Origin of the sequence: Rasiella rasia (genome assembly GCF_011044175.1) — a bacterium.
In the GTDB taxonomy this organism is placed as follows: Bacteria; Bacteroidota; Bacteroidia; order Flavobacteriales; family Flavobacteriaceae; genus Marinirhabdus; species Marinirhabdus rasia.
Genome location: NZ_CP049057.1, coordinates 576,113 through 601,157, shown reverse-complemented (window position 1 = coordinate 601,157; position 25,045 = coordinate 576,113). Strand labels below are relative to the sequence as shown.

At 37.3% G+C, this 25,045-nt stretch carries 23 protein-coding genes and 1 pseudogene; 7 read left to right on the top strand and 17 right to left on the bottom strand.

Annotated elements, in window-relative coordinates:
• Positions 1-71: 71 nt before the first annotated feature.
• The 3 genes and pseudogenes from kdsB to G5B37_RS02705 form a co-directional block, all read left to right on the top strand.
• Positions 72-782: pseudogene (gene kdsB, locus G5B37_RS15145) on the top strand (3-deoxy-manno-octulosonate cytidylyltransferase); the annotation flags it as partial.
• A 45-nt stretch (positions 783-827) separates the two neighbouring features.
• Positions 828-1,886 (top strand): iron-containing alcohol dehydrogenase family protein, encoded by a 1,059-nt coding sequence (locus G5B37_RS15140; RefSeq protein ID WP_263649860.1) that lies wholly within the window; start codon positions 828-830, stop codon positions 1,884-1,886.
• 15 nt (positions 1,887-1,901) lie between these two features.
• Complete coding sequence (locus G5B37_RS02705) at positions 1,902-2,438, top strand: 1-acyl-sn-glycerol-3-phosphate acyltransferase (protein WP_164678513.1); 537 nt, start codon at positions 1,902-1,904, stop codon at positions 2,436-2,438.
• Positions 2,439-2,492: 54 nt separating this feature from the next.
• Here the strand turns inward: G5B37_RS02705 and G5B37_RS02700 are convergent, their stop codons facing one another.
• The 5 genes from G5B37_RS02700 to gcvT form a co-directional block, all read right to left on the bottom strand.
• Positions 2,493-3,221, bottom strand: a complete 729-nt coding sequence (locus tag G5B37_RS02700) for a YebC/PmpR family DNA-binding transcriptional regulator (RefSeq protein WP_164678512.1) — start codon at positions 3,219-3,221, stop codon at positions 2,493-2,495.
• 123 nt (positions 3,222-3,344) lie between these two features.
• On the bottom strand, positions 3,345-3,626 hold the full coding sequence (locus G5B37_RS02695) for a 4a-hydroxytetrahydrobiopterin dehydratase (protein WP_164678511.1): 282 nt from the start codon (positions 3,624-3,626) through the stop codon (positions 3,345-3,347).
• A gap of 114 nt (positions 3,627-3,740) precedes the next feature.
• Complete coding sequence (locus G5B37_RS02690) at positions 3,741-4,604, bottom strand: sugar nucleotide-binding protein (RefSeq protein WP_164678510.1); 864 nt, start codon at positions 4,602-4,604, stop codon at positions 3,741-3,743.
• Position 4,605: 1 nt separating this feature from the next.
• Positions 4,606-5,520: a glutaminase gene (locus G5B37_RS02685; protein WP_164678509.1), complete on the bottom strand. Its 915-nt coding sequence runs from the start codon at positions 5,518-5,520 to the stop codon at positions 4,606-4,608.
• Positions 5,520-6,602: a glycine cleavage system aminomethyltransferase GcvT gene (gene gcvT / locus G5B37_RS02680; protein ID WP_164678508.1), complete on the bottom strand. Its 1,083-nt coding sequence runs from the start codon at positions 6,600-6,602 to the stop codon at positions 5,520-5,522. Before gcvT ends, G5B37_RS02685 begins: the two co-directional genes overlap by 1 nt.
• Before the next feature lie 136 nt (positions 6,603-6,738).
• Here gcvT and G5B37_RS02675 point away from each other — a divergent pair, with 136 nt between their 5' ends.
• On the top strand, positions 6,739-8,280 hold the full coding sequence (locus G5B37_RS02675; RefSeq protein WP_164678507.1) for an NAD(P)H-hydrate dehydratase: 1,542 nt from the start codon (positions 6,739-6,741) through the stop codon (positions 8,278-8,280).
• Positions 8,281-8,343: 63 nt separating this feature from the next.
• Here the strand turns inward: G5B37_RS02675 and G5B37_RS02670 are convergent, their stop codons facing one another.
• Positions 8,344-9,375 carry a TlpA family protein disulfide reductase gene (locus tag G5B37_RS02670; protein ID WP_164678506.1) on the bottom strand — a complete coding sequence of 344 codons (1,032 nt, stop codon included), beginning with the start codon at positions 9,373-9,375 and terminating at the stop codon, positions 8,344-8,346.
• 104 nt (positions 9,376-9,479) lie between these two features.
• Here G5B37_RS02670 and hutH point away from each other — a divergent pair, with 104 nt between their 5' ends.
• Entirely contained in the window at positions 9,480-10,991 is a 1,512-nt protein-coding gene (gene hutH / locus G5B37_RS02665) for a histidine ammonia-lyase (protein WP_164678505.1), read from the top strand.
• 6 nt (positions 10,992-10,997) lie between these two features.
• Positions 10,998-11,891, top strand: a complete 894-nt coding sequence (locus G5B37_RS02660) for a T9SS type A sorting domain-containing protein (RefSeq protein WP_164678504.1) — start codon at positions 10,998-11,000, stop codon at positions 11,889-11,891.
• Position 11,892: 1 nt separating this feature from the next.
• On the opposite strand, the gene G5B37_RS02655 is transcribed toward G5B37_RS02660, so the two are convergent.
• The 3 genes from G5B37_RS02655 to G5B37_RS02645 all read right to left on the bottom strand — a co-directional run bounded on the left by G5B37_RS02655 (position 11,893) and on the right by G5B37_RS02645 (position 13,111).
• Positions 11,893-12,264 carry a hypothetical protein gene (locus tag G5B37_RS02655; RefSeq protein WP_164678503.1) on the bottom strand — a complete coding sequence of 124 codons (372 nt, stop codon included), beginning with the start codon at positions 12,262-12,264 and terminating at the stop codon, positions 11,893-11,895.
• A gap of 33 nt (positions 12,265-12,297) precedes the next feature.
• Positions 12,298-12,621 (bottom strand): TraR/DksA family transcriptional regulator, encoded by a 324-nt coding sequence (locus tag G5B37_RS02650; protein WP_164678502.1) that lies wholly within the window; start codon positions 12,619-12,621, stop codon positions 12,298-12,300.
• A 100-nt stretch (positions 12,622-12,721) separates the two neighbouring features.
• The gene (locus tag G5B37_RS02645) at positions 12,722-13,111 is read right to left on the bottom strand and encodes a cation-translocating P-type ATPase (protein ID WP_164678501.1); all 390 of its coding nucleotides are present in this window, start codon (positions 13,109-13,111) and stop codon (positions 12,722-12,724) included.
• Positions 13,112-13,377: 266 nt separating this feature from the next.
• Here G5B37_RS02645 and G5B37_RS02640 point away from each other — a divergent pair, with 266 nt between their 5' ends.
• On the top strand, positions 13,378-14,529 hold the full coding sequence (locus G5B37_RS02640; protein ID WP_164678500.1) for a T9SS type A sorting domain-containing protein: 1,152 nt from the start codon (positions 13,378-13,380) through the stop codon (positions 14,527-14,529).
• A 103-nt stretch (positions 14,530-14,632) separates the two neighbouring features.
• Here G5B37_RS02640 and G5B37_RS02635 read toward each other — a convergent pair whose 3' ends face one another.
• The 8 genes from G5B37_RS02635 to G5B37_RS02600 form a co-directional block, all read right to left on the bottom strand.
• Positions 14,633-15,469 (bottom strand): hypothetical protein, encoded by an 837-nt coding sequence (locus G5B37_RS02635; RefSeq protein ID WP_164678499.1) that lies wholly within the window; start codon positions 15,467-15,469, stop codon positions 14,633-14,635.
• A gap of 33 nt (positions 15,470-15,502) precedes the next feature.
• A complete protein-coding gene (locus tag G5B37_RS02630; RefSeq protein ID WP_164678498.1) occupies positions 15,503-16,060 on the bottom strand; it encodes a carboxymuconolactone decarboxylase family protein in 558 nt (185 codons plus the stop codon).
• Positions 16,061-16,127: 67 nt separating this feature from the next.
• Complete coding sequence (locus G5B37_RS02625) at positions 16,128-16,691, bottom strand: TetR/AcrR family transcriptional regulator (protein ID WP_164678497.1); 564 nt, start codon at positions 16,689-16,691, stop codon at positions 16,128-16,130.
• Positions 16,692-16,915: 224 nt separating this feature from the next.
• Positions 16,916-17,905: a phytanoyl-CoA dioxygenase family protein gene (locus G5B37_RS02620; RefSeq protein ID WP_164678496.1), complete on the bottom strand. Its 990-nt coding sequence runs from the start codon at positions 17,903-17,905 to the stop codon at positions 16,916-16,918.
• Positions 17,906-18,019: 114 nt separating this feature from the next.
• Positions 18,020-18,796 carry a DUF6090 family protein gene (locus tag G5B37_RS15110; protein WP_175017395.1) on the bottom strand — a complete coding sequence of 259 codons (777 nt, stop codon included), beginning with the start codon at positions 18,794-18,796 and terminating at the stop codon, positions 18,020-18,022.
• A gap of 166 nt (positions 18,797-18,962) precedes the next feature.
• Entirely contained in the window at positions 18,963-20,651 is a 1,689-nt protein-coding gene (locus G5B37_RS02610; RefSeq protein ID WP_164678495.1) for a hypothetical protein, read from the bottom strand.
• Between the two features lie 258 nt (positions 20,652-20,909).
• Positions 20,910-22,115, bottom strand: coding sequence for a serine hydrolase domain-containing protein (locus tag G5B37_RS02605; protein ID WP_164678494.1), 1,206 nt, complete (start codon positions 22,113-22,115; stop codon positions 20,910-20,912).
• A 162-nt stretch (positions 22,116-22,277) separates the two neighbouring features.
• Positions 22,278-24,833 carry an ATP-dependent Clp protease ATP-binding subunit gene (locus G5B37_RS02600; protein ID WP_164678493.1) on the bottom strand — a complete coding sequence of 852 codons (2,556 nt, stop codon included), beginning with the start codon at positions 24,831-24,833 and terminating at the stop codon, positions 22,278-22,280.
• Positions 24,834-25,045: the final 212 nt, after the last annotated feature.

Below are 25,045 nucleotides of genomic sequence, written 5' to 3'. Positions count from 1 at the left end.
CATCTTGAACGTAGATAATTATATATTTTTGCTCACTTCAACAAAAAATAACTGACTTGAAAATAATCGCAATGATCCCTGCGCGTTACGGCGCATCTCGATTTCCTGGTAAACTAATGCAAGATTTAGGCGGAAAACCTGTAATCGTTAGAACATATGAAGCCACTAAAGCAACAGCGCTCTTCGACGAAGTATACGTAGTTACAGATAGCGAACTTATCTTTAACGAAATAGAAATGCATGGCGGTAAAGCCATCATGAGTATAAAAGAACACGACTGTGGTAGTGACCGTATCGCTGAGGCTGTAGAGCATATGGACGTAGACATAATTGTAAACGTACAAGGCGATGAGCCGTTTACAAGCAAAAGAGGGCTAGAACAGGTGCTCGCTGTTTTTAAAGGGCCAGATGCCGAAAAAATAGACTTGGCCTCATTAATGACAGAGATTTACGACTGGAAAGAGATAAGCGATCCTAATGCTGTAAAGGTAGTTGTAGACAAAGATAATTTTGCACAGTACTTTTCAAGATCTCCAGTGCCGTATCCTCGTGATAAAAATATTGCAGTACAATACTACAAGCATAAAGGTATCTACGCCTTTAGAAAAGATGCACTAATGGATTTTTACAAGCTGCCAATGCGCGCATTAGAAGCGGCAGAAAAAATTGAATGCATTAGATATTTAGAGTACGGTAAGAATATTAAAATGGCAATTAATAATAATGAAGGTATCGAAATAGATACTCCAGAAGATTTGATACGAGCTAATAAAGTGCTTAAAGAAACCGCCAATCCTTCCGTAAATAATAAATACCGAAATTTCCCAATGGTACCGAAAGTTATTTTCGGACAAGGTAGTTTCGACCAATTGCCCTCTATCTTAGCGCCAAAACGGAAAGATAAAGCACCTTTCATTTATTTGGTTGATGACGTTTTTCAGAAAGATGAAGCGTTTGGAAATAAGCTTAACTTGCGTTTTAACGACAAGCTAATCTATGTTTCAACGTTAGAAGAACCAAAAACGGAGCAGGTTGATACCATTGTAAAAAATATTAAAAACGAATTCACCTACCAACCATCTGGTATCATTGGTATTGGTGGAGGAAGTATTCTCGATTTGGCAAAAGCCGTTTCCTTACTTATTACTAATAAAGGAAGTGCTGCCGATTATCAGGGATGGGATCTCTTGCAAAATAAAGGTATCTACCACGTAGGTATTCCAACGATTTCAGGAACTGGTGCCGAAGTATCTAGAACGGCTATATTAACAGGTCCAGAAAAGAAGTTGGGGCTTAATAGTGATTTTACACCTTACGATCAGGTAGTACTTGATCCAGATTTAACGCAAGGCGTTCCAAAAGATCAGTGGTTTTACACGGGTATGGACTGCTTTATTCATTGTGTTGAATCTCTAAATGGTACATTCCTTAACGCTTTCAGTGAAAGTTATGGTGAAAAAGCATACGATTTGTGTAAAGAGATCTTCTTAACAGATACATTATCTGATGCAGAATCTAGAGCCAAGCTTATGATGGCATCTTGGCACGGGGGTATGAGTATTGCGTATTCTCAAGTAGGTGTTGCACATGCCATGAGTTACGGATTGTCTTATGTGTTAGGAACAAAACACGGTGTGGGTAACTGTATCGTATTTGATCATCTACAAGATTATTATCCGAAAGATGTTGAGCTGTTCAAAGAAATGGTGAAACTTCATGATATTACCATTCCTCAAAATGTTTGTGCTAATCTTACAGACAAACAGATGGAAACTATGATAGATATTGCACTAAGCTTGGTTCCTCTTTGGGAAAATGCCTTAGGTGATGATTGGGAAAAAATTATGACACGCGATAAACTTAAAGACCTATATTTGAAAATGTAGCAATAGATACATTCTTTGGGATTCGCGAAATTTATATTCAAAACCGTTTTAGGCTGGAAAATAGTAGGTGACTTTGATAGAGATATCAAAAAATCTGTGATTATTGTAGTGCCACATACCAGTTGGCACGACTTCTATATAGGTGTTTTTACACGTCGTATTACTAAAACTCAAATTAATTTTGTTGGGAAAAAGGAGCTTTTTAAGTTTCCATTTGGTTGGTACTTTAGATGGATGGGAGGCGCAGCACTAGATCGTACTTCAGGACAAAATAAAGTGGAAGCAATTGCTAAAGTTTTTGACCAAAAAGACGAATTTAGACTAACATTAGCGCCAGAAGGCACCCGCAAAAAGGTTGATGCATGGAAAACTGGATTTTATTTTATTGCATTAAAAGCTAAAGTTCCAATCATTCCAGTTGCCTTCGATTATAAGACGAAGACAGTAACTATTTACGATCCTTTTTATCCTACCGGTTCCCTTGAAAACGATATGCCTTTACTTCGAAGTTATTACGACGGAGTAGTAGGGAAGGTGCCCGAATATTCTTAATATTACAGAAGCAACTTTCTACCGTTTACAATTTTACGCTATAATTATAGGTGTCTACGAAGATTCTTCCATTGTGTGATAGACATTCTGTACATCATCGTCTTCTTCTAATTTTTCAATCAGTTTTTCTACATCTTCCACCTGTTCTGGTGTTAATTTTTTAGTCACCTGCGGGATACGTTCAAACCCAGACGATAAAATCTCAATATTGTTTTCTTCTAAATACGCTTGTATAGAACCAAAACTTTCAAAAGGCGCATAAATCATAACCCCAGGCTCATCTTCATCTTCATTATCAAAAATCTCTTCGATACCATGGTCTATAAGTTCCAATTCTAACTCTTCCATGTCTAATCCTTCTCCATTTACTCTAAAGTTACAGGTATGATCGAACATAAAAACTACAGAACCAGAAGTACCTAAACTACCATCTGTTTTATTAAAATACGATCGAACATTTGCCACCGTACGGGTGTTGTTGTCTGTAGCCGTTTCAATTAAAACTGCAATACCATGTTGAGCGTAGCCTTCAAAAAGAACTTCTTTGTAATCTCCCTGACTTTTATCACTCGCGCGTTTAATGGCACGTTCTACATTGTCTTTAGGCATATTTACTGCCTTGGCATTTTGTATCACAGCACGTAAACGCGAATTAGAATCGGGGTCGGGACCACCTTCTTTTACTGCCATTACAATGTCTTTTCCAATACGTGTAAACGCTTTAGACATTGCAGACCAGCGTTTCATTTTTCTTGCTTTTCTAAATTCAAAAGCTCTTCCCATAAAAAGTTATTTAGGTCTCGACGTACTTACCTAGGTTAAATTAGATATTAGTAGTGTCATTCATTAATTTTTCAAATATAAAAATTCCAAATTCCAAATTCCAAATTTTACATTGTATTTCGCTTAACCTATTAGTTGGTCTATCACTTTAGCAAATTCAAAATCTTTATCGGTAACTCCGCCGGCTTCATGCGTAGAAAGAGTAATGTGTAATTTATTATATACGTTCGCCCAATCTGGATGGTGCCCTAAGCGTTCTGCCTCAAAGGCTATACGCGTCATAATAGTAAATGTTTCTTTAAAGTTTTCAAATTCAAACGCAGTGTGAAGTGCATTTTCATTAAACTCCCATCCTTCAAAATCTGAAAGCTTTTCTAGCACTTCTTGTTCTGTGTATGTTTTCATGGTGTTTTAATTTTTCTTAATGGTTCGTAATCTTTAGTTAGTTGTAAGCAGTTAAATAGATTTAAAATAGGCGGAACAAATGCATCTTTATAACACCTACATCCCAGCAACTTCTTAATTCTTAAAGGTACTAATTTCTTCTTTTAGCGTACAGGCATCAATTACTTCGGAAACTGTAATGCGGTACGATTTCGGTAGTTTGTTTTTCTTAGGAAGCAGCGCCAAATACGAATCTTCATTACGCTTATAAACACTTTTAAAGACAGGTCGTTCATTTCCCAGTTTTTCGCATAATTCTCTAAATAAATCTTCGTGATGTATTACGTCTTCAGATGCTAGATGAAAAATCCCATCCAATTGCTGGTTCACTATATAATGCACTTGCTGCGCAATCTTATCTGCCGTTGTAACACTAATAATTAAATTAGGGAATACTTCAAAAGCTGCCTTATGCTTACTTGCTTGCCGCAATTGTATTAGCCTTGGCGCGTGTACACCTAAAACCATAGGCAATCGTAAGATGGCGAATTGCGCTGGAATTTCTTCCTGCAACATACGTTCTATGTTAATTTTATGTCTTCCGTAGTCACTTTCTGCTTTTGGCGTATCTGCTTCAAATGCTGGAAACTGAAATAAGCCGTCAAACACATTTACAGATGATAAATAAAGCAATCGGCACTCATGATTGGCTCGCACATATTTTGCGAGCTCGCTATGCACTTGGTATTGCGAATTAAAATTTCCGCGAAGCGACGAAATAATAACAGACGGTTGTGTTTCTTCTAAAATTTCAGCAATACTATCATGCTCCAAATCATATTTAAAAAAGATCTGATTAGCACCATACATTCCATCTTGCGAACAATAGGTTCCGTAGGTTTTAAAATAGGAGCCAAGCTCTCTGTAAATGGCATTGCCAATAAAGCCGCTAGCACCCAAAATAAGGATGGTGTGTTTTGTAGTGGGGATTTCAGACATACTAAAATATAGAAGCTTTGCTTGCGGTTGTAAACTTTTCTAAGGCTAGCATGCCAAGGTAGCTATTGCCTTTTTCATTTAAGCCAGGAGACCAAGTAGTGATGATAAAATTATCTGGGAGTAGGGCTACAATACCGCCGCCCACACCACTTTTACCCGGTAAGCCAACTTCAAATGCAAATTCTCCAGCCTCGTCGTAAAATCCGCAGGTTAGCATGATGGCGTTAATTCGTTTGGCTTGTGTGGGTGTAAGACACGTATTTTGTTGCATACAAACTCCTTTGTTGGCAAACGGAAAAAACGCATTGCTCAATTGCTCACAGGTCATTTCTAAGCTGCATTGATGAAAGTAGAAGTCGAGTACGTCTTCTACTGGATTTTCAAGATTATTGAAGCTTTTTAGCAAATTGGCGATAGCAAAATTGGTATACCCAGTTGCCATTTCTGAAGCGGCCACCTCTACATTATAATCTATGTTATCGTCGTTTGCCAGCTCACGAACAAATTTTAAAAGTTCAGCCTTGGGATTGTCGTAGGTAGATAGCAAACAGTCTGCAACCACGATGGCGCCAGAGTTAATCAACGGATTTCGAGGTATGCCGTTTTCTTGTTCTAGCAATGCCAAATAATTAAAAGGGTTGCCAGAAGGCTCTACATCTACGCGGTTCCATAATTTATTGCCTTGGTTCGAAAACGCCATGGCAAGCGTAAATACTTTTGAAATACTCTGAATAGAAAACTTGGTATAGGCATCGCCAACACCGTAGTTATCTTCATGAATTCGATTAAGATAGATTCCGAATTTAGTAGGATCTACCTTGGCAAGTTCAGGAATGTAATCTGCTATCTCACCCTTGTCTTCTTGCTGAAGTAATTCACTATAAATGGAATCTAAAATCTCTTGATAGTCTGTCATTAGCCTTTATAGAATGGTAGTTTTACAACGACTGCAGGCACCTGATTCTTGCGTATCTGAATAAATATTTCTGTACCTGGCGCGCTCATTTCTTTAGTTACGTATCCCAATCCAATACCTTTATTTAGTGAGGGAGCCATAGTACCGCTAGTTACATTGCCAATTACGTTTCCTTCGGTTCCAACAATGTCATACCCTTGTCTTGGAATGCCGCGTTCTTTTAGTTCAAATCCAACCAATTTTCTACGTATTCCTGCTTCTTTTTGTTGTTTCAAGTTGTCTGCATTCACAAAATCTTTAGTGAATTTGGTAATCCAACCCAATCCTGCTTCTAGAGGCGAGGTAGTATCGTCTATATCATTTCCGTAGAGACAATAACCCATTTCTAAGCGAAGCGTATCACGTGCTGCCAAACCTATGGGTTTAATACCAAAATCTGCACCAGCCGCCAGTACTTGCTCCCAAACCTGTGCCACCTCACTGTTTTTACAATAGATTTCAAATCCGCCGCTCCCAGTATAACCCGTAGCGCTAATAATTACATGGTCTATACCTGCAAAATCTGCTACTTTAAAGGTGTAAAATTTTATTTCTGAAAGGTCTACAGATGTTAGTGATTGCATTGCTTCTACAGCTTTCGGACCCTGAATAGCAAGCAATGAGTAGTCTTCGGAAAGATTCTTCATTGTGGCATTCATAGAATTATGCGAGCTAATCCAATTCCAATCTTTTTCAATATTTGAAGCATTCACCACTAGCAGCCACTTTTCGGCTTCTAAACGATAGATTATTAAGTCGTCTACAATTCCTCCATCTTCGTTGGGAAGACAACTGTATTGCGCTTGCCCATCTACCAATTTTGAAGCATCGTTGCTAGTAACTTTTTGGATGAGCGCTAAGGCATTTGGACCTTCAATTAGAAATTCGCCCATGTGAGAGACGTCAAAAACACCCACGCTATTTCGTACAGTTTCGTGCTCGGCAACAACACCTTCGTAAGAAACAGGCATATTATATCCAGCAAAAGGTACCATTTTAGCGCCTAAGGCTTCGTGAATTTCAGATAAGGCAGTATTTTTCATAAAGTTGAGTTTAGCACCGCAAAGGTAACTTTTCTGAACATGAGAATAAAAAAATCTCTTAGCTGTTTTTTGCAATCTTGGTTGCTAGAATTTTTCAATACAAGTATCTTTACCTAGAATCAAGCCTATACACCCTATGAAGCTATTTAGCGCGGCACAACTGCACGAAGCCGATAAAATTACTACTAAAAAACACGGAATTACCCTCGTAGAATTAATGGAGCGCGGGGGTACGCAAATCTTTAATTGGTTGCATCATAGAATGCAAGGCGCTCAAGTGCCAATTCATATCTTTAGCGGAATTGGAAACAATGGGGGAGATGGACTTGTAGTGGGAAGATTACTTATTGAGCATGGTTATAATGTTAAAGTTTACGTGGCTAACTTTACTGACAAACGCTCTAAATGTTTCTTGATAAATTATGATCGCATAAAAACGGTCACAAAAGATTGGCCTATATTAATGACATCGGCCCATGACTTTCCTGAAATAAAAGACGAAGATATTATTATTGATGCGCTTTTTGGGATTGGGCTAAACAGACCACCCGAAGGTTGGGTTAAAGAACTTATACAGTATCTAAACAGTAAAAAATCATTTAAACTATCTATAGACATCCCTAGCGGAATGTATGCCAATAAAGCATTAACAGATGCCGAAGCAGTACTAAAAGCTAGCCACACCCTTACGTTTCAAGCGCCAAAGCTTAGTTTCTTTTTACCCGAAACCGGACGGTTTGTCCCATATTTTGAGGTATTAGAAATTGGGTTAGACCCAGAATATTTGCATACTACAGAGCCAATAGCTCAAGTAATCGCCAAGCCCGAAGCGCAACAGTTTTATAAACAGCGAGAGAAATATGCCCACAAAGGATCTTTTGGACATACATTAGTTGTTGCAGGGAGTTATGGTAAAATGGGAGCTGCAGTGCTTACCACAAAAGCTGCCTACCGAACAGGTGCAGGACTGGTTACTGCATTTGTTCCTGAGAGTGGCTATAACATTTTACAAACTGCAGTGCCAGAAGCTATGACTCTTACAGATGCAGAAGACGATTTAATTACATCAATCGCCATAGATTTTGAGCCTTCGTCTATTGCCGTAGGTATGGGCATTGGTACAAAACCTGAAACGGTAAAGGCGTTGGGTAAATTGTTTAAAGAAGCCAAAGAACCATTGGTGATAGATGCAGATGCCCTTAATTGTATTGCAGCCAATGATGAATTACTAAACCATATTCCTGAATTATCTGTACTAACGCCACATCCAGGAGAGTTAGAACGACTAATCGGGGCATGGACCGATGATTATGACAAGCTTGAAAAAACAAAATCATTTGCTAAACAGCACAATGTTATTGTGGTCATAAAGGGAGCCAATACAATAGTAGTTATTGAAGAACGCCTCTATATAAACACTACAGGCAATCCAGGTATGGCAACTGGAGGCAGTGGAGATGTGCTTTCAGGGATGATTGCAGGATTAATTTCGCAAGGCTACGATCCACTAATTGCTTCTGTATTTGGTGTGTATTTGCATGGAAGTGCTGGTAATCTCGCAACACAAGAAATAGGCTTTGAAGCATTAATTGCTCAAGATATTGTTGAGCACATAGGCCCCGCTTTCTTAACCCTGTTTGCGCCAGAACCAACAGAGCAAGATGCTAAAAATGCATAAAAAAACGCTACGAACTAATAAAATAGAACGTAGCGTACTTTTTTGAATTAGTGGCTATACTTTTTACAGTAAATCTGCTAACATTGTTTTTAATGCAGGGTCTGAAGGTCTAGGAGCGCTGGGGTCTACTACCTTCCCGTTTGGGTCTATTAAAATAAATCTAGGAATCCCTTGAATTCTGTAATCTCTAATAAAGGTAGATTGCCAACCTTTAGGCGCCATAATTTGTACCCCACTTAATTCTTTATCTGCAACCATAGCTTTCCAGTCTTCTTTGGCTTGCTCCCAAGAACCTTTGTGTGTTCTGTCATCATCAATACTCATACTTACAAACGTAATATTCTTGTCGTGCATTTCGGCTTCAAGCTTTTTAAGGAAAGGTATTTCAGCTTTACACGGAGCACACCACGTAGCCCACACATCTATATATACATACTTCCCTTCTAAATCTGATAGCGATGTAGTACCTCCTTTAAAATTCTCGTAATCTTCAAAGGTAGGAGAAGGAGAACCCTTAGGAAAGGCCTCGCGCAGGGCAATCATGCTTCCATAGTACCCTTTCATACTGTCTATAGTACCTTGTAAGCTTTCTTTAGACTTCACTACAAGCAAAGAATCTAGTCCTTTACGACCGTCAATAAAGGCAGACAACTCATTACTTGCATCAATCATGGCTTTGTTTAGGCCTGCCGCATCAAGTTTGTCGAAATCCTGCCCAAAGATCTTTTCTTCTTTAAGTGCTTTTTCAGCTAGAAAATTATTGTTTTCGGCACCTTCACCCGTGTATTTAATACTTTCATCAAACTCTTTTGTGTCCATGGTAAGATTTAAATCATAGCCATTTTTTAAGAAAAGAGCAGAACTTTCTACACCGTCGTAGAAGAAATACATTCCGTCGTCAACTTTCAAGGTATCGCTAAACGAGCCGTCTTTATTTACTGCAATTACCTTTTTAAATCCCCGTTTCTCTACTAGAAGTGAATCTGTATTTGGGTTTGTAATAGTTCCTGAAAAGGTTACGTAGTCTTTCTTTGGTTGTTCTTCTTGGCATGCTACAACGGCTAATACACTAAGAACGAGAAGTATTTTTTTCATTTTATACAAGTTTGTTGAAGCAAAATAAACGAATAATTGTGGCATTCTAGAAATATTGATTGAAACTTAACATGAAATTGTATTTTTGTAGAAACAGCCCAAGCATGCAAGATACCCATTATATAAGTTCAGAGAATCTCGATTTACCAGTAATCAGCAAGATTCTAGACAACCAGATGGCATTAGCTCTTTCTGAAGAAGCCATTCTCAATATTAAAAAATCGTACCAGTACCTACAGGAAAAGATAAAAAACGACAAAAGTCCTATATATGGAATAAACACTGGTTTTGGTTCTCTGTGCAATGTCAAAATAGCCGATGAAGATTTAAGTAAATTGCAAGAAAACCTTGTGCTTTCTCATGCGTGTGGTACTGGAGAGTATGTTCCAAAGCCCATCATTAAATTAATGTTGCTGTTAAAAATACAGTCGCTTAGCTACGGTTATAGCGGTGTACAACTAGCAACTGTAGAACGTCTTATATCATTTTATAACGAAGATGTTTTACCAGTAATTTACAATCAAGGGAGTCTTGGTGCTTCTGGAGATTTGGCTCCGCTTGCGCACTTGGCCTTACCCTTGTTAGGTAAAGGTGATGTATGGGTAGACGACGCAATTGTTTCATCAGAAAAAATCTTAAAGAAATATAATTGGAACCCTATTGTACTTCAGGCAAAAGAAGGACTGGCACTGCTAAACGGAACCCAGTTTATGAGTGCGTATGGTACATACGTGCTGCTTAAGGCACATAAACTTTCGTATTTAGCCGATGTAATTGGTGCTATTTCTGTAGACGCATTCGACTGTAATATGAGTCCTTTTAATCCGTTGGTGCATTTGGTACGCCCTCATCGCGGACAAGTAAAAACAGCAGAACGTATTAACGAGTTTTTGGAAGCTAGCGAAATAGGGCAGAGCGAAAAGAACAATGTTCAAGATCCGTATTCTTTTAGGTGCATCCCACAGGTACATGGGGCTAGCAAAGACACCATTTTGTTTGCGAGCAAAACCTTCAAAACAGAAATTAATAGTGTTACAGACAACCCAAATATTTTTATTGATGCCGATTTAATTATTTCCGGTGGAAATTTTCACGGACAGCCACTCGCGTTAGCACTAGATTATTTAGGTATCGCCTTAGCAGAATTGGCTAATATTTCAGAACGAAGAACCTATCAATTGGTTTCAGGACTACGCGGATTGCCAGCTTTTCTAGTAAACAACCCAGGGCTCAACAGTGGATTTATGATTCCGCAATACACGGCGGCAAGTGTTGTAAGCCAAAATAAACAATTAGCCACACCGGCTTCTGTAGATAGCATTGTGTCTAGTAACGGGCAAGAAGACCATGTTAGCATGGGCGCTAATGCAGCAACAAAGTGTTTACGTATTGTAGATAACCTAGAGACTGTACTAGCTATAGAGCTGTTAAATGCGTCTCAAGCACTTGAGTTTAGAAGACCTAAGAAGTCTTCAGAATTTATAGAAAGCTTTGTAGCTTCGTTTAGAACGGTAGTCGATTTTGTTGCCGAAGATAGACTGCTCGCAAATGATATTCATTCGTCTATTGCATATTTACAGAGCTTCAGCATAGATTCAGACGTGCTGTATAGCTAAGAGCGTATGAAAACAAAAGTAATTTCAATAGTAGTATTTTTAAGTTGTCTTTCTACATTGGCACAAGAATATGTGCCAATGTTAGACACCTATAACGAATGGAAACTAACAACCTGTAATTTTGGATGCCTTACAGACACCTATTTTACAGATGGAGATACCATTGTAGACGGTAAAAGTTACAAGATACTAGACGGCTATCATTATATTTCTCGTGGATTCTTATTGCGCGAAGATATAGATGCCAAACAGGTCTTTATAAAAATGTACCTGCCAAGTGGAGTAGAAGACTATCTTCTTTACGATTTTTCGTTAGAAGAAGGAGATACCTTTGTAATGAACAATCCAATAACACCTTTTCCTACTAATGGAGGACCTTTCAACCTAGACTCTATTCGCAGTAGAGTTTTAGCCGATAATAATGCATATAGACATTTCTATTTTTCACCCACTCCCGGAAATACATCAAGTACAGAAAATGCAATTTGGATAGAAGGTGTAGGGTCGCTTTCTATTATAAATGCTCCAGGTGGTCATCCAGATATTAATAATGTGGGGCATTTAAGCTGTTCTTTTAAAAATGGGGTCTCGGTGTATCAAAATTTAGATTCAATTACCAAATGCAAGCCAGATATTGTCTTAAGTGTATATGATGTTGCAAATTCGTTAGCAGAGCTCATTTTTTATAAGAACGGGAGCAACGCATACCTCGAAAATAGTTCTGATATAAAGTATACAGAGGTATTCTCTGTTAGCGGAGAAAAAGTGCTAGAGATGGCTAATGTTACGAAAGCTGCTACACTAGTTTTAGATACAAGCAGCTTAACTCAAGGTCTTTATTTACTACAGGTAAGTAATTACAAAGGACAGGTGAGAACTTTTAAATTTGTGGTAGACTAATTTACTCTTTTACCTTTTCTAAAGCCCAGGCAATTGCCTCTTCCAAATCGTCAAATAGCTGAAAAGGCTTTTTAAAAAAGATTTTTTCAACTGGAACTGTTCTCGTATCAATTTCTTTTTGAGAAACAACAGCAAAGGCTCGAAGATTTTCAATTTTTGAAGTTTCAAAATATACACTCGGATCTACTGCGTACGAGTGCTTTCTGTGTGTGATATATACAAAAGGAGTGTCTTTGTAGAAAGTGTCTGCAATCTCAACCAAATATTTATTGTATTCTGGGAGCACTGTAATACCCTGATGCATTACCGCAATTACGTAATTCTCATGCAGGTATAAATTTCCAAAATCAAAATTTTTGGTTATTGGCGTCATTATTTTGGTTGTTAGTTGTTTTAAAGATAGTGATTATCTAGCACAGTTTACGCAAGTAAGGGCATGAGGAACCAATAAAATTCTGCCTAGGGGAATAGGTTCTTTGCATCGTACGCAGATACCAAAGTCTATATCATGCACTTTAGTTAGCGCAACTTCTAGGTTTTTCAGTTTGGTAGTAGCTTTTCTTAAAGCCGCTTCATTAACCGATTTGTTATTAATGGCATCCATGCGAGAAACACGGCCAATCGCGTTTTCGGGAGCTATAGGTTTACAAAGTTCTTGGTACTTGGCAACCTTGTCTCTAGTGATTACTAGCTCACTTTCTATTTTCTTTTGAATTTCCTCTTTATTCATTGTGGTTTAAAAATAACCTTACGCGATTTGTTCTAACTTCTTTACATACAACCACCCCTTCACGAATTTGATTCGTTCAAATTGTAATGGTAGAACAGACTCATGTAGTTGAGATGTTGGTTGATGTCTTGTCTTTAGGGAGAATTTCTACAAAATAGTAAATGATATTACCAATACCACTGGCAAGTACTAAAATAAGAATCCAGATAAGTTTTTGATTGCTGTCAAACTTCGGATTGCCATTGGCGTGTATGATGTAATAGATTAAAAGTGCGATAGTACTTATTATGGAAAGGAAAATCATAATAAACATAATGCCAAACATGCCGAAAAATATGGTTGGGTCTGCCACTTCGGGGTCTCCCGCTTGTGCTTCTAGAACATTCACAAAAGAAAACATATATACTGCAAAACAAATAATGTATATAATTACAAACAGTAAGGGCAGAAAGGTTAGAATACCAAGCCATATTTTTTTTCGTCTCGTCATGTAATGCTACGTTATTGTTACAGATTTTATAATACTCAAGATACAAATCTTATAAGGATTTTCTGCGGAAATTTTACGCTTCCTGCCTAATGTTTATGTTTTGTACAATTTCCGTAGAAATACTACTTCGGAAAGCTAAAACCGTGAAACTGCTTCAATTCTCATTACTCACTCTTAGATTCTCAATGTAAAGGGTTAAATACTAATTGGCTCCTATTAAAGAGTTATGCATACGTAGTTTTAATTAAACTTAAAATCCACAGATTATGAAAACAACTACATTTTTTACGCTTCTGGTATGTATGGTTTTTAGCCAACTTACAGTAGCACAAAGCACAGACCTGTCTGTTTTGTTAGACAGGCTAGAAGGAAATCATATTGGAAGTATCTACGATGTCTTTACCGTAGAGGAAGTTGCTCAATTACGTAAACATTTTGATGCGCAAAACAATGCCGAAACGGTACGCTATGTAGGTGACATGCCAATTCGAGCTACAGAAAATACAAAGGGTAACTCTGTAGTTATTAACCCTACAAACCTTGCTACGGTTGAGGTGATAGCACCTTCGCCATTAAATGATTTTGAAGGAGCAGGCGCTACCATACCAGGTACCGCAAGAGCTATAATTGTAGATAACAACAATATATTTTATGAAGTTGACTCAAACGGAATGTATGTTACCATAGGCGGAATTCCAGCAGGGGCAGGGCAGTCGTTTACCGGACTCGAATACTCATCAGACGGAATACTATATGGTATAGCAACCGACGGAATGGGCAGTACTGCGCTCTATGAAATTGATATATTAGGCGGTCAGGCAACTGCCGTTGGTGGTGATAATGGTCTTGTCGTGGGAATTGCATTAGGAAGAGATATGATGAATAACCTCTATGCCTTAGATATAGATACAGATTTAGTGCATCGTATAGACCGAACTACTGGCGCCGCCACCGCACTCGGACCTATTGGATTCGATTCTGAATTTGGGCAGGGTATGAGTTATAACCCAGCAGACAATAGTTTGGTAGCTACTACATTTAACTCAGGTACTTTTAAGCCTGAGTTACGCACCATAAACACCGCAACAGGTGCTTCTACCTTGCTTGGCACCATTGTACCCTCACAGACACTTCAGTTTGCATGGATGAGTATCTTTGATGCTACACTAGGTACCACAGAAGAAAGCCTCGCTAACCTCACGCTGTACCCAAATCCGGCAGAAAAGACGCTAACAATTGCTTCCGAAGTTAATATTTCAGCAATAAAAATCTATAATACCTTAGGGCAGGAACTTTTAACACAAGAAGTTGCTGCTACCACTGCCAAAGTAGATATATCTAGTTTAGCTACGGGCACATACATTGTTCAAATTAGTGCTAAAGATGCACAAACAACCTTGAAGTTTGTTAAGGAGTAAGTATGTACTAATTAACCAATCGAGAGAAGCGCTGCCCCGGTAGAGGAACCGGGGTGGCGTTTTTATTGTAACCATACTGTGGATACAAGTACTTCAACTCTTTCTAGCCCTTTAAAAAGGTGTCTTTTTTTAGATTCGTATCAAAACTAATATCAGACCAAGTTACAATTATCCAAGGCGCATCTGTCACTTCAACATCCCAGGTAGATGCTTTGTATTTACGTTTCGTAGGAATTAAAAAGTCATCTACTTTTTCATATTCTAGCTGCATTAAGAATGGCTTTTCCATGACACCAAAGTCTGCTACTGTAAATAAAAATTGATCTACCAATCCTGTGTTTTTATTGATATAAAGCTGGTAGATGTCTGTGGCTTTATCATTTTTAGTTTCAAATGAAACCTTGACGACATCAAAAAGGGTCTTGTCAATTTCCTTTTCACCTAGGTACTCATAATGTAACCCTGGATCTAAAAGCTTTTGAAACATGGTAAACCAATAAAAGTTGGTAGGTCTGTTAAATTGCACTCTTTTCAACGCGGTAGTGTCGTCTATTACCGTTCCATTTGCTTTTAGCCAATACTGCTTACCATCAAATCCCTGTTCTAAGGTGCCTTCGAGTTGGGGTAGGGTACGTTGGTGTTGTTTGTATTCACCATACGATAACTCTCCATCGAAGATGTATTTCTCTGTAGAAATATCAGACATGCCATCTGGCGTGGTGTAAGTATATGTATAGGTAACATCTTTTTTAGATCTTAGGTTTTGATAGTTTCCTACCTTTTCTACCATGTTATATACTAACTCATGACCTTTATTCTGAAAATTAATAGCAGTTTCTTCTTCGAGACTTGCGGTCTTAATTTCCTTCTCTGAAGCACTGTTGCAACCAACAAGGCTTACTAGAAATATAGCTATTGGTATTAATGATTGTAAATTCATTTTGTAAATTTTATAAGTTATTAGCCTACGTTCTTAAACGGTCTCTGGGGTCCAAGCAAATTTCTGAAAAGGTGCATCTACAGCAGTGTTGGCAATATGATTGGTATAATTGCTTATCACTTTCTGAGAAAGTCCTAAAATGATTTCTAACACTTGCTGCTCCTGGTAACCTGCTGCGTAAAATGTAGCTAAGTCTGCTTCTGTTACGTGCCCTCGATTGTGTACAATTTTTAATGTAAACTCGTGTAGCACTTGTAATTTTTCGGTTGGCAGTGTGGTGTTGTTTCTTAATGCCTCACTGATGGCCGTATCTACCTTCATCATGTTTGCAATAGCCGTATGCGCAGGAACACAGTAATGACATTCATGGGCTACATTAATTGTTTGCCAAACTACGGTTAATTCTTCTTTGTTAAATGAAGTCTGCGTAAATAGTTTGTGCAACGTTTGATACGCTTCTAAAGTTGCAGGTGCTCCTGCTAGGACACCGTGAAGCCCTGGTATCATTCCGTTGGTTTTTAACGATTGCTCTAATAATGCTTTGCTACCTTCTGGTGCAGTTTCTAGGTTGTGAACTTGTAATGTTGTCATAGTTATTTTTTTAAGGATTAATTATATATCTAAACGTTCGTTTAGTTATGGGTTAAAATTTTTTGGTTTATAAATTTTTAAAGGTCATTTCAATATAATCTTCTATTTCTTTTTGAGTGTTTACCCGGGTTGCGGCTGCCAAACCATGTTTAGCTAATACCAAATAATTGGCTTGTTTTACGATGGTTTCTTCATCTTTGTTGGAGTCTAATCGCAGTTTTTCTATAAATAATTCTTTGAGATTATTCATAAAAGCAGTCATCTGCTCATTGATTTGTTTATCTTGTTTTTCTGAAAACTCATAGTAAGTGTTTGTATATAAACAACCTTTCTGATTTCCTTTCTTCGTGCATACCTTTACAGAGTTGTAGAAGAAGGTTTTAATATCTTCTACGCCGTTATTAGAATTTTTAAATGTTTCAAAAATTGAATTAACTTTTGTCTTGTAGCTTTTTAAACTCTCCAGAAATAAACCGTGCTTATTTCCAAAGCTTGCGTAAATAGAAAACTTATTGATGCCCATTTCTTTTTCAAGCATCTGCATAGAAGTAGTTTCATAACCATTTCGCCAGAAAAGATTCATTGCCTTTTCTACGACTACAGCTTCATTATACTCTTTTTTACGTGCCATTGTTTCTAATTACCATACAAAACTAAACAATCGGTTAGAAATAAAAAATAATTTAACTTTTATTTTAGAAATTATAGCTTCTACCGGCAACGCTATGTTGTTTAACGCTATGTTGTTTAACGATATGTTGTTTAACGCTATAATGTTTAAAGCTAAGGCTGTGTGCCTTGTGGCGCTTTTATATGAGATGTCTTGGCTTATTGTATACACCTATATACTTCACATTAAATCCATTCAGTTTCGATATCTCGATGAATGGGTAGGTAGTTAATATACTGTACAATTCTGGGCTGCGACCCCAGATTAAGAGAACTTCCGTGAGGGAGCTTGTGATTCCAGATAATAAAATCGCCCGCATTGGCAGCAATTGGTGTTGCGCCTAGCGATTGCAAATCCATGGTACGCGGATTTACACCAGGGGGTATGCTATGTAACCAATCGTCTATTTTATGATGAAACCCTGGCACCAACGTAAACGCACCCTGATGTGCTGGGGTGTCTGTAAGATAAAGCAGTCCTTGTATACCATACGGTATGGGTTGCTTTAAGCTTACGTCCCAATGTAGATTTGGACCCGGAAACGAATATTGTTCGTTTTCTGGCGGATTAAAACTTACGCGGTCTCTGCTTATAATAAGATCGTTGTTTTGCCAGAGCTGGCGGTATGCGTTTGCTATTTTTTTTGAAAATCTATTTTTATCAAGTTGTGGATGCCGAAATAATTGCACCATAATCCCATTTTTTAGGGGGTGCGATGTATACCAAGTGCTCTTGTCTAGTGGGTCTACGGCTATGGTTTCCTGAATAGCACGCACACTAGCATCACAATCTTCTTTTGAAATAACATTGGGGATAATTACGTACCCTTCTTTATCCCAATGTTGTAATGCCGTTGCATCTAGTACTTGATGTTCTTGCGCGACACCCTTACTGTTCTTTGTTGCACTAGAAATTGCTTTATTCACTAATAGAATCATTTCTTGCGAAGGATGTCCATTGTCTACAATCCATGCTTCAAAGTCCTCAAAAGTAGGGGCAGTGCTATATAAATACTGGTATGTAGGCTCTAGGCCAATGCCTAACGCATCAAAAGCAGCGGTTACATAGTTGTGAGGTAGCGGTTCACTGCCTGCTAAACCTTCACGTTTACGTAACACAGCTTCCCAAATTACTTTAAGATAGGGCAACCCTAAGCGTGATGTAGAGGTGTGCATTGTTTGTTACGTTTTTTTTTGCGCTTATTATGATAGTTGTAGGCGAGTACAAGCAATTACTTATAGCCATTGTTGTGCTTTCGTTATTTTTTTGAAGAATTTCATAATTTTTCTCTATTTACTTAGCTCTTTATCAATCCGTCTAATGTTTTCGGTTGTTAACCATAATAGACCATTTTTAATCCAACCTTCATCTAAAACATTAAAATAATGGACTTTGCTTATTTTGGCATATGTATCTGAAGATTTTATATACTTAATAAAATCCTCATCGTTTTTTACAAAGTCTGGATGCTTTGTTAATGGTGGATGGAAATTGTAATTTTCACTACCATCCACACTATAAACATCTAGAATCATTATTAAATCGGTGTTATTTCCATTATTATTAAAATGAAGATTATCACCTTTATCATTGATATCATTTCTGGATTTAGTAAAATCTTTTAAAAAAGAAAGAGTTTGTTTTAGACTATCTCCTAAAATCTCAAATTTACCTGCAGAAACAGCCTCTTCGAAAACCGAATTTAATAAGGATAGTTTTATTGGGTAAGATAGAGTAGAAGCATAGATTCTAACACTATCAATTGGTAATTCTTGAGCTCCTGCCGAATAATTGATAAGCTTATTTACTTGAGAATTATTTTTATGAAGCCCAATTAAATAATTGTCTAATATTCCTTTATTTATTTGAAGTTCTTGTTTTAATGCAAGCAATAGTTTTTGTTTATTGTTTTCTAATTTCCTGTTTTCATTCCAATTATTAATCTGAAGTGCTATCAAAATTCCAATAACAACAAGTATAATCTCTCCAATAGCATATTTAAAATACTTTCCAGTTTTACCTGTTGAAAGTAAATCTTGTCTAATTTTTCTAAAGAATTTTATCATTGGTTAGCGGTTTGTCATAATAAAGCACAACGTGTTTGGATATGGTTTGTTGCGTGGTTTAGCATGTAATTTAGCAAATAAAAAATGAATAGAAAATCCGCGAGGATTTTCGTAAGTAGGCAAGAACCAGCAATAAATTATATACGGTGTAGTGCATAGTAATTTTTCATTTACTATACTTAAACATCAAACCTAATGGTGATTTTTTTAATTGTTCTTTTTCTCTTTCAGTTTGTTTTATGTTATCAACAGTCTTAGGTAAATCTTTAAGTTTTGGTGCATCCAATACTTGACCAAGTATTGCAGATGGTAAGCCAAAAATCATATTTCCTGTACACGCTGACGCAATCTCAACTGAGCCCATAACTAACCAAGAACCAAAATCTTTTCCAGCTATTTTCCATTTCTTATTTGTTAGTTTTTTTATATTTTCTTGATGTTGATTAAATGCATTATTCAAGTTGTTAAACACTTTGTGGGAAGTACTTGTAAAATCAAATTGATTTGCATTTACTAATTCGTCAATTCCTTTTAGCAGTATTTCTCTAATCTCATTGATTGCACCACTTTTCCTTAATTCTATAAGACCTTTTGGTGGTATTTTTCCAATCCATTGTAGTTTAGAACTATCAAGACCATTTAACCCTTTTACAACGTGAAGTTTAGAATAATCTTTGTCAGGATAAGTTCTTTCGGAATCATACTCTAATTTCCATTTGAAATATTCCCAAGAAGTAGGTGCGTCAATTAGTGGTATTCCGCCTACTTTTGATGATTTAACTAATAATTCATTACAAATACTCATTCTACCGAATCCCATCATTGAAACTATAATTCCAGGATTGTCAGTTCTCATAGCTTTAGCAGAATCAGTTTCCATATGATTTTTTATCTGTAACTCTAAAGAATCTTTAAACTCGGTGTCAAATAATACACGATTTCGGTCTTTTATTTCATTAGTAACTTTTTCTATTGTATCTAGGCTTTTTCCAAAATCTATGAGTTCATCCATACTTTCAAATTTCCTATCGAAAACTTTTCCTGCGTGATAAAGAGCATCTGTTTCTCCTAGTTTTGCAATATTCTCATATGAAAATTCATCCATCATTTCTCTGTCTGGAAGTATTGCTATTATTGGTTTATCAAGTTCTGTTAATGCAAGTTCTTTATATTGTAAGATGTTTAAAGCGTGTTTTAGTAAATAATAAACTCTTTGCTCTTTATTCCAAACATTGAACATATGTCTTGACCGAATAAATGGGCAAGGTAGTATTATTGTATCTGTATAAATTCCACATTTAGAAGCTATATTTTCCTCATTAGACGGAAATAAATCTCCGCCAAATACAGCTTTAATTGAATCGTAATCTTCTTCAAGATGTAAATAACCCGATTCTGCAACTAATTCCCAAAATTCCTCAAGGTCTTTTAAAATAGGTTTTATTACTTCATCTAGATTATCTATGGGTTGTTTACCGTAAGCAATTACATTAGCAACTTGACTTGGGGAAACATTATTGTCAATCATCATTTTATAAAAATGGTTGAAATTCCCTTTTATTCTATTGAAATATCCTTCTTGAATTTGCTGAAGGGAAATTGCACTTTTCATTTTGTCTCTATGGTCAACTTGCTCAATAACCAAAGCTAGTGACCTAATTCTACCATCTATAGTCTCTAATATTGGATTTCCATCTGAATCATAGCGGATTTTACGAAAACTTTCCTCAAAATTTACTGCATCTTCTTTACCTACGATATTTATTTTTTTATCGCTTTTTTCAAGAAATTCCTTTAATTTTAAAACTCTTGCTTTTACTCTTTTTTCGTATTCTTCTTCCTCTTTAGATTTCATTCATTAGTTAGCTTGATTTCGGTTGAGTGGTTATTATGCACAACGGTTTTGCATATGATACGGCGGGTAATAAGCGGCTGCTTCGGCTGGGCGTAGATGCGGAGTAGCAACTTGGCGTAGCATCTTGCTTTAGCGTCGGCAGGGCAGTGGCGCCGCCTATCGGTTTTATCCGATGTATCAATTTTCTATAAAGTTAGGAAATTTAATTAAAGCCGAATGTGACCGCTGTATTATATGCGGTGTTGTACACTGTATTTTCTATTTCATATTATATGGAATGTAGTCTTCCCAGTACCAAGGAGTGTATATATCTCCAATGCCTAATTCCAACACTTCTTTAAATATACTTTCGGCATTATCACTATTTGACATTAAAAGAATCCCAAGACGTTTCTCAGGAAATATAATTGAATAATGCTGGAAGCCCTCTCCATGCCCTTCTTTAAAATATCCTTGACCATAAGGCGATTTTAAAATACCCCAACCCAAGCCATAACTCAAATCTATACTGTCATTTGCATTTGTTGTCTCAAGTGACTCTGGACCGAACTGTTTCTTTGAATTAATCCGAATATTGGGTGCGAACATAAGATTGGTAACATCAGAATTATGTAAGCTCAATTCAATTATTTTTGTTAGAAATTTTGAATAGTCAACAGGTGTTGTTTCCATGGAACCTGCCGCTCCCGCTTCATCTTCGGTGTCTTTATCAATTACTTTTTCTTCTGTGGTATGTCCATAACAATAGTTGTTTTCAAAGCGCTGTTGCCACACATAACTTGTCATATCCATACCTAAAGGGTCGAAAACACGCTCTTGTGCCAATTGCTCCAATCCTTTATCTAAAATTTTCTCAATAACTATTTGCAACAATCTAATTCCTTCTCCGGAATAACTATACTCGGTTCCAGGGTCAAAGTAAATTTCAATTTCTTCTACTTCAGGCTGAAATACGCCAGTTCTGCTAACCCATCTCCAATTCGGAAATCCTGTGGTGTGTGCTAAGCACATTCGTGCCGTTATATCTTTATACCTCTCATCGTTTTCAAGATTATGAAATCCTCTCCAAACTCTGTCAAATTGCATCTTGGGAATAGGTGTGTCTAAATACTCTTGTAAGGGTTTATCAAGGTCAATGAGCCCTTCGTTGGCAAGTTGAGCCACAATATAGCCAAAAACAGATTTACTTAAAGAAGCTCCATAAAACACTTGATTAATCTTTAAACTATCTTTTTTGGCAAAGTTTGAATAGCCAAATGCTTTTTGATAGGTAACAGTGTCTTTGTTAAAAATTGTTACTGAAAGTCCTGTTATATCTGCTGAATCAACAAGGGTTTTAATTCGGATATCCAATTTAGCTCTTGTTATTGACGAGCCATCTATTCGTTGAATTTGGTTGTTTTCTATTTTTTTAGAGCAACCGACACTTATGTAAAGTATGATAAAAGTAATTAAATATTTCATTTTTTAATATTGTGTACAACTCTCGGATAACATCACAAACCCTAACATTACCCAGAAATCTAATTAATAAAAAACCCCCTACCATTCAGCGCATGAAGGGGAGGGGGCTGTTACTCAAGTTAAAAATAGTAAAAAAGCTAGTTTAAACGTTGTGGTTGTCTATTACGACTCTGTTGCTTTTTTCTTCTTTTTAATTTTAATCTTTAACTCATTTGTTTTTTCATCTAAGTCCATTGAGATAGTATCACCTTCTTTAAGGTTCGAGTTAATAATCTCTTCGGCAAGGGCATCTTCAATATACTTTTGGATGGCACGTTTTAATGGGCGCGCTCCGTAGTCTTTGTCAAACCCTTTGTCTGCGATATAGTCTTTTGCCTTTTCAGACAGTTTAAGCGTATAGCCAATATCTTCAATACGAGCGTATAACTTTACAAGTTCTATGTCTATAATCTTGTGTATGTCTTCACGATCTAGGGTGTTAAACACCATAACATCGTCTACACGATTTAAAAACTCTGGCGCAAATGCTTTTTTAAGTGCATTTTCAATAATACCCTTAGCGTTTGCTTCTGCCTGACTTGTTTGCGCAGAAGTACCAAAACCAACTCCGGTACCAAAGTCTTTTAACTTTCTGGCACCAATGTTAGAGGTCATGATGATAATACAATTTCTAAAATCAATTTTACGGCCTAAGCTGTCGGTTAGATACCCGTCATCTAACACCTGCAACAGCATGTTAAACACATCTGGGTGGGCTTTTTCAATTTCATCTAGCAATACAACCGCGTATGGCTTACGTCTAATTTTTTCGGTAAGCTGGCCACCTTCTTCGTAACCTACGTATCCTGGAGGTGCTCCAATAAGACGAGACACGGCAAATTTCTCCATGTATTCGCTCATATCTATACGTACCAAGGCTTGGTCGTTATCAAACAATTCTCGCGCCAACACCTTCGCTAACTGCGTTTTACCTACTCCTGTTTGACCCAAGAATATAAATGAACCTATAGGCTTGTTTGGGTCTTTAAGCCCCGCACGATTACGCTGTATGGCTTTTACCACTTTTGCAACAGCTTCGTCTTGCCCAATTACTTTTCCTTTAATAAGTTCTGGTAATTCTGCAAGTTTGTTACTCTCGGTCTGTGCAATACGATTTACAGGTACGCCCGTCATCATAGAGACAACCTCGGCTACTTGTTCTTCATCTACCGTTTCTTTATGTAGCGCGCTGTCTTTTTCCCAAGCTTCTTGTGCATCTACAAGCTGCTTTTCTAAATTCTTCTCGTCGTCTCGTAATTTGGCAGCTTCTTCGTATTTCTGCTTTTTCACTACAGAATTTTTAAGTTCGCGTACTTTTTCAAGATCGGCTTCTAGCGTTAGAATTTTTTCTGGCACATGTATGTTGGTAATATGTACTCTAGAACCAGCCTCGTCCATGGCATCAATTGCCTTGTCTGGTAAGAAGCGTTCGGTCATATACCTATTGGTTAAGGTTACACATGCTTTTAAGGCAGCGTCTGTATAACTAACGTTGTGGTGAGTTTCGTACTTTTCTTTAATGTTTTGCAGAATTTCAATCGTTTCTTCTACCGATGTTGGTTCTACCAATACTTTCTGAAAGCGTCTTTCTAAAGCCCCATCTTTTTCTATGTACTGACGGTACTCATCTAGGGTAGTGGCACCAATACATTGTATCTCGCCACGGGCAAGCGCAGGTTTAAACATATTACTAGCATCTAAAGAGCCAGTAGCACCTCCTGCGCCTACTATAGTGTGAATTTCATCTATAAATAGAATGATGTCGTCGTTTTTCTCAAGTTCGTTCATCACCGCTTTCATACGCTCTTCAAACTGGCCTCGGTATTTGGTACCTGCTACCAAGCTTGCTAGATCTAAGGTAACAACGCGCTTGTCGTATAAAATACGAGACACTTTACGTTGTACTATGCGTAGGGCTAAACCTTCGGCAATGGCACTTTTACCCACACCAGGCTCTCCAATAAGCAACGGGTTGTTCTTTTTTCTCCGACTTAAAATCTGAGATACACGTTGTATTTCGTGCTCTCGGCCCACTACCGGGTCTAGTTTTCCTTCTTCGGCTTGGGCGGTTAAGTCCCTTCCGAAATTATCTAACACTGGAGTTTTCGATTTTTTTGTGCCTTTATTACCTGCGTTGCTAGCAAAGAGGTTTTCTTTGTTCTCTTCTTCGCTAGAGGTGTCGTCGTCGTTTGGGAAACTTTCAGACGTTGGTGGTTCTATATAATCGTCGTCGTTTGCAATCATAAGTTTAAATTGATCTTTTACACCGTCGTAATCTACTTTCATTTTGTTTAACAACTTGGTTGTTGGGTCGTTTTCATTACGTAGTATACAAAGCAGTAAATGTGCCGTGTTAATAGACGAGCTCTGGAAAAGTTTTGCTTCCAAAAAGGTAGTCTTAAGCGCGCGTTCTGCCTGACGGGTTAAATGTAAATTCTTTTTATCGTTTGTGTTTGTACCTGCGTTTGGGTTGGCAGGGCTTAGTATTTCTACTTTACGTCTTAAGTGATTTAAGTCTATGTCTAACTGACTTAAAATGGTAACTGCTTTGCCGTTACCATCGCGAAGTAGGCCAAGCATTAAATGCTCGGTACCAATAAAATCGTGACCTAACCGCAGCGCTTCTTCTTTGCTATAGGCAATTACATCTTTTACTCTGGGGGAAAAATTATCATCCATATATAGTGTCTCCTGTACGTCTAAAATTATTCATTTTTGTGATAAATAAGTCAAAAATGATGCCCTTTCATTACAGGTTAGAGTAAAAGGACAAAAAAAACAGTGATTTACCAAGCCTAAACTACGATAGTTATTAACGATTGCCTACTAAATATTTGTTAATAAAATGGTGAATAATGCACCCTGTTTTGGCTCGTCAAACCTTCAGAATT

Coding starts and splice junctions, on each gene's coding strand:
- G5B37_RS02650 (WP_164678502.1), bottom strand. CDS start 12,621: ATGAATAAAGAGGAAATTCAAAAGAAAATAGAAAGTGAGCTAGTAATC.
- gcvT (WP_164678508.1), bottom strand. CDS start 6,602: ATGAAAAATACTGCCTTATCTGAAATTCACGAAGCCTTAGGCGCTAAA.
- G5B37_RS02630 (WP_164678498.1), bottom strand. CDS start 16,060: ATGACAACATTACAAGTTCACAACCTAGAAACTGCACCAGAAGGTAGC.
- G5B37_RS02700 (WP_164678512.1), bottom strand. CDS start 3,221: ATGGGAAGAGCTTTTGAATTTAGAAAAGCAAGAAAAATGAAACGCTGG.
- G5B37_RS02625 (WP_164678497.1), bottom strand. CDS start 16,691: ATGGCACGTAAAAAAGAGTATAATGAAGCTGTAGTCGTAGAAAAGGCA.
- G5B37_RS02645 (WP_164678501.1), bottom strand. CDS start 13,111: ATGACGAGACGAAAAAAAATATGGCTTGGTATTCTAACCTTTCTGCCC.
- G5B37_RS02660 (WP_164678504.1), top strand. CDS start 10,998: ATGAAAACAAAAGTAATTTCAATAGTAGTATTTTTAAGTTGTCTTTCT.
- hutH (WP_164678505.1), top strand. CDS start 9,480: ATGCAAGATACCCATTATATAAGTTCAGAGAATCTCGATTTACCAGTA.
- G5B37_RS02640 (WP_164678500.1), top strand. CDS start 13,378: ATGAAAACAACTACATTTTTTACGCTTCTGGTATGTATGGTTTTTAGC.
- G5B37_RS02655 (WP_164678503.1), bottom strand. CDS start 12,264: ATGACGCCAATAACCAAAAATTTTGATTTTGGAAATTTATACCTGCAT.
- G5B37_RS02690 (WP_164678510.1), bottom strand. CDS start 4,604: ATGTCTGAAATCCCCACTACAAAACACACCATCCTTATTTTGGGTGCT.
- G5B37_RS02605 (WP_164678494.1), bottom strand. CDS start 22,115: ATGAAATATTTAATTACTTTTATCATACTTTACATAAGTGTCGGTTGC.
- G5B37_RS02635 (WP_164678499.1), bottom strand. CDS start 15,469: ATGAATTTACAATCATTAATACCAATAGCTATATTTCTAGTAAGCCTT.
- G5B37_RS02620 (WP_164678496.1), bottom strand. CDS start 17,905: ATGCACACCTCTACATCACGCTTAGGGTTGCCCTATCTTAAAGTAATT.
- G5B37_RS15140 (WP_263649860.1), top strand. CDS start 828: ATGGTACCGAAAGTTATTTTCGGACAAGGTAGTTTCGACCAATTGCCC.
- G5B37_RS02695 (WP_164678511.1), bottom strand. CDS start 3,626: ATGAAAACATACACAGAACAAGAAGTGCTAGAAAAGCTTTCAGATTTT.
- G5B37_RS02670 (WP_164678506.1), bottom strand. CDS start 9,375: ATGAAAAAAATACTTCTCGTTCTTAGTGTATTAGCCGTTGTAGCATGC.
- G5B37_RS02675 (WP_164678507.1), top strand. CDS start 6,739: ATGAAGCTATTTAGCGCGGCACAACTGCACGAAGCCGATAAAATTACT.
- G5B37_RS02610 (WP_164678495.1), bottom strand. CDS start 20,651: ATGAAATCTAAAGAGGAAGAAGAATACGAAAAAAGAGTAAAAGCAAGA.
- G5B37_RS15110 (WP_175017395.1), bottom strand. CDS start 18,796: ATGATAAAATTCTTTAGAAAAATTAGACAAGATTTACTTTCAACAGGT.
- G5B37_RS02685 (WP_164678509.1), bottom strand. CDS start 5,520: ATGACAGACTATCAAGAGATTTTAGATTCCATTTATAGTGAATTACTT.
- G5B37_RS02600 (WP_164678493.1), bottom strand. CDS start 24,833: ATGGATGATAATTTTTCCCCCAGAGTAAAAGATGTAATTGCCTATAGC.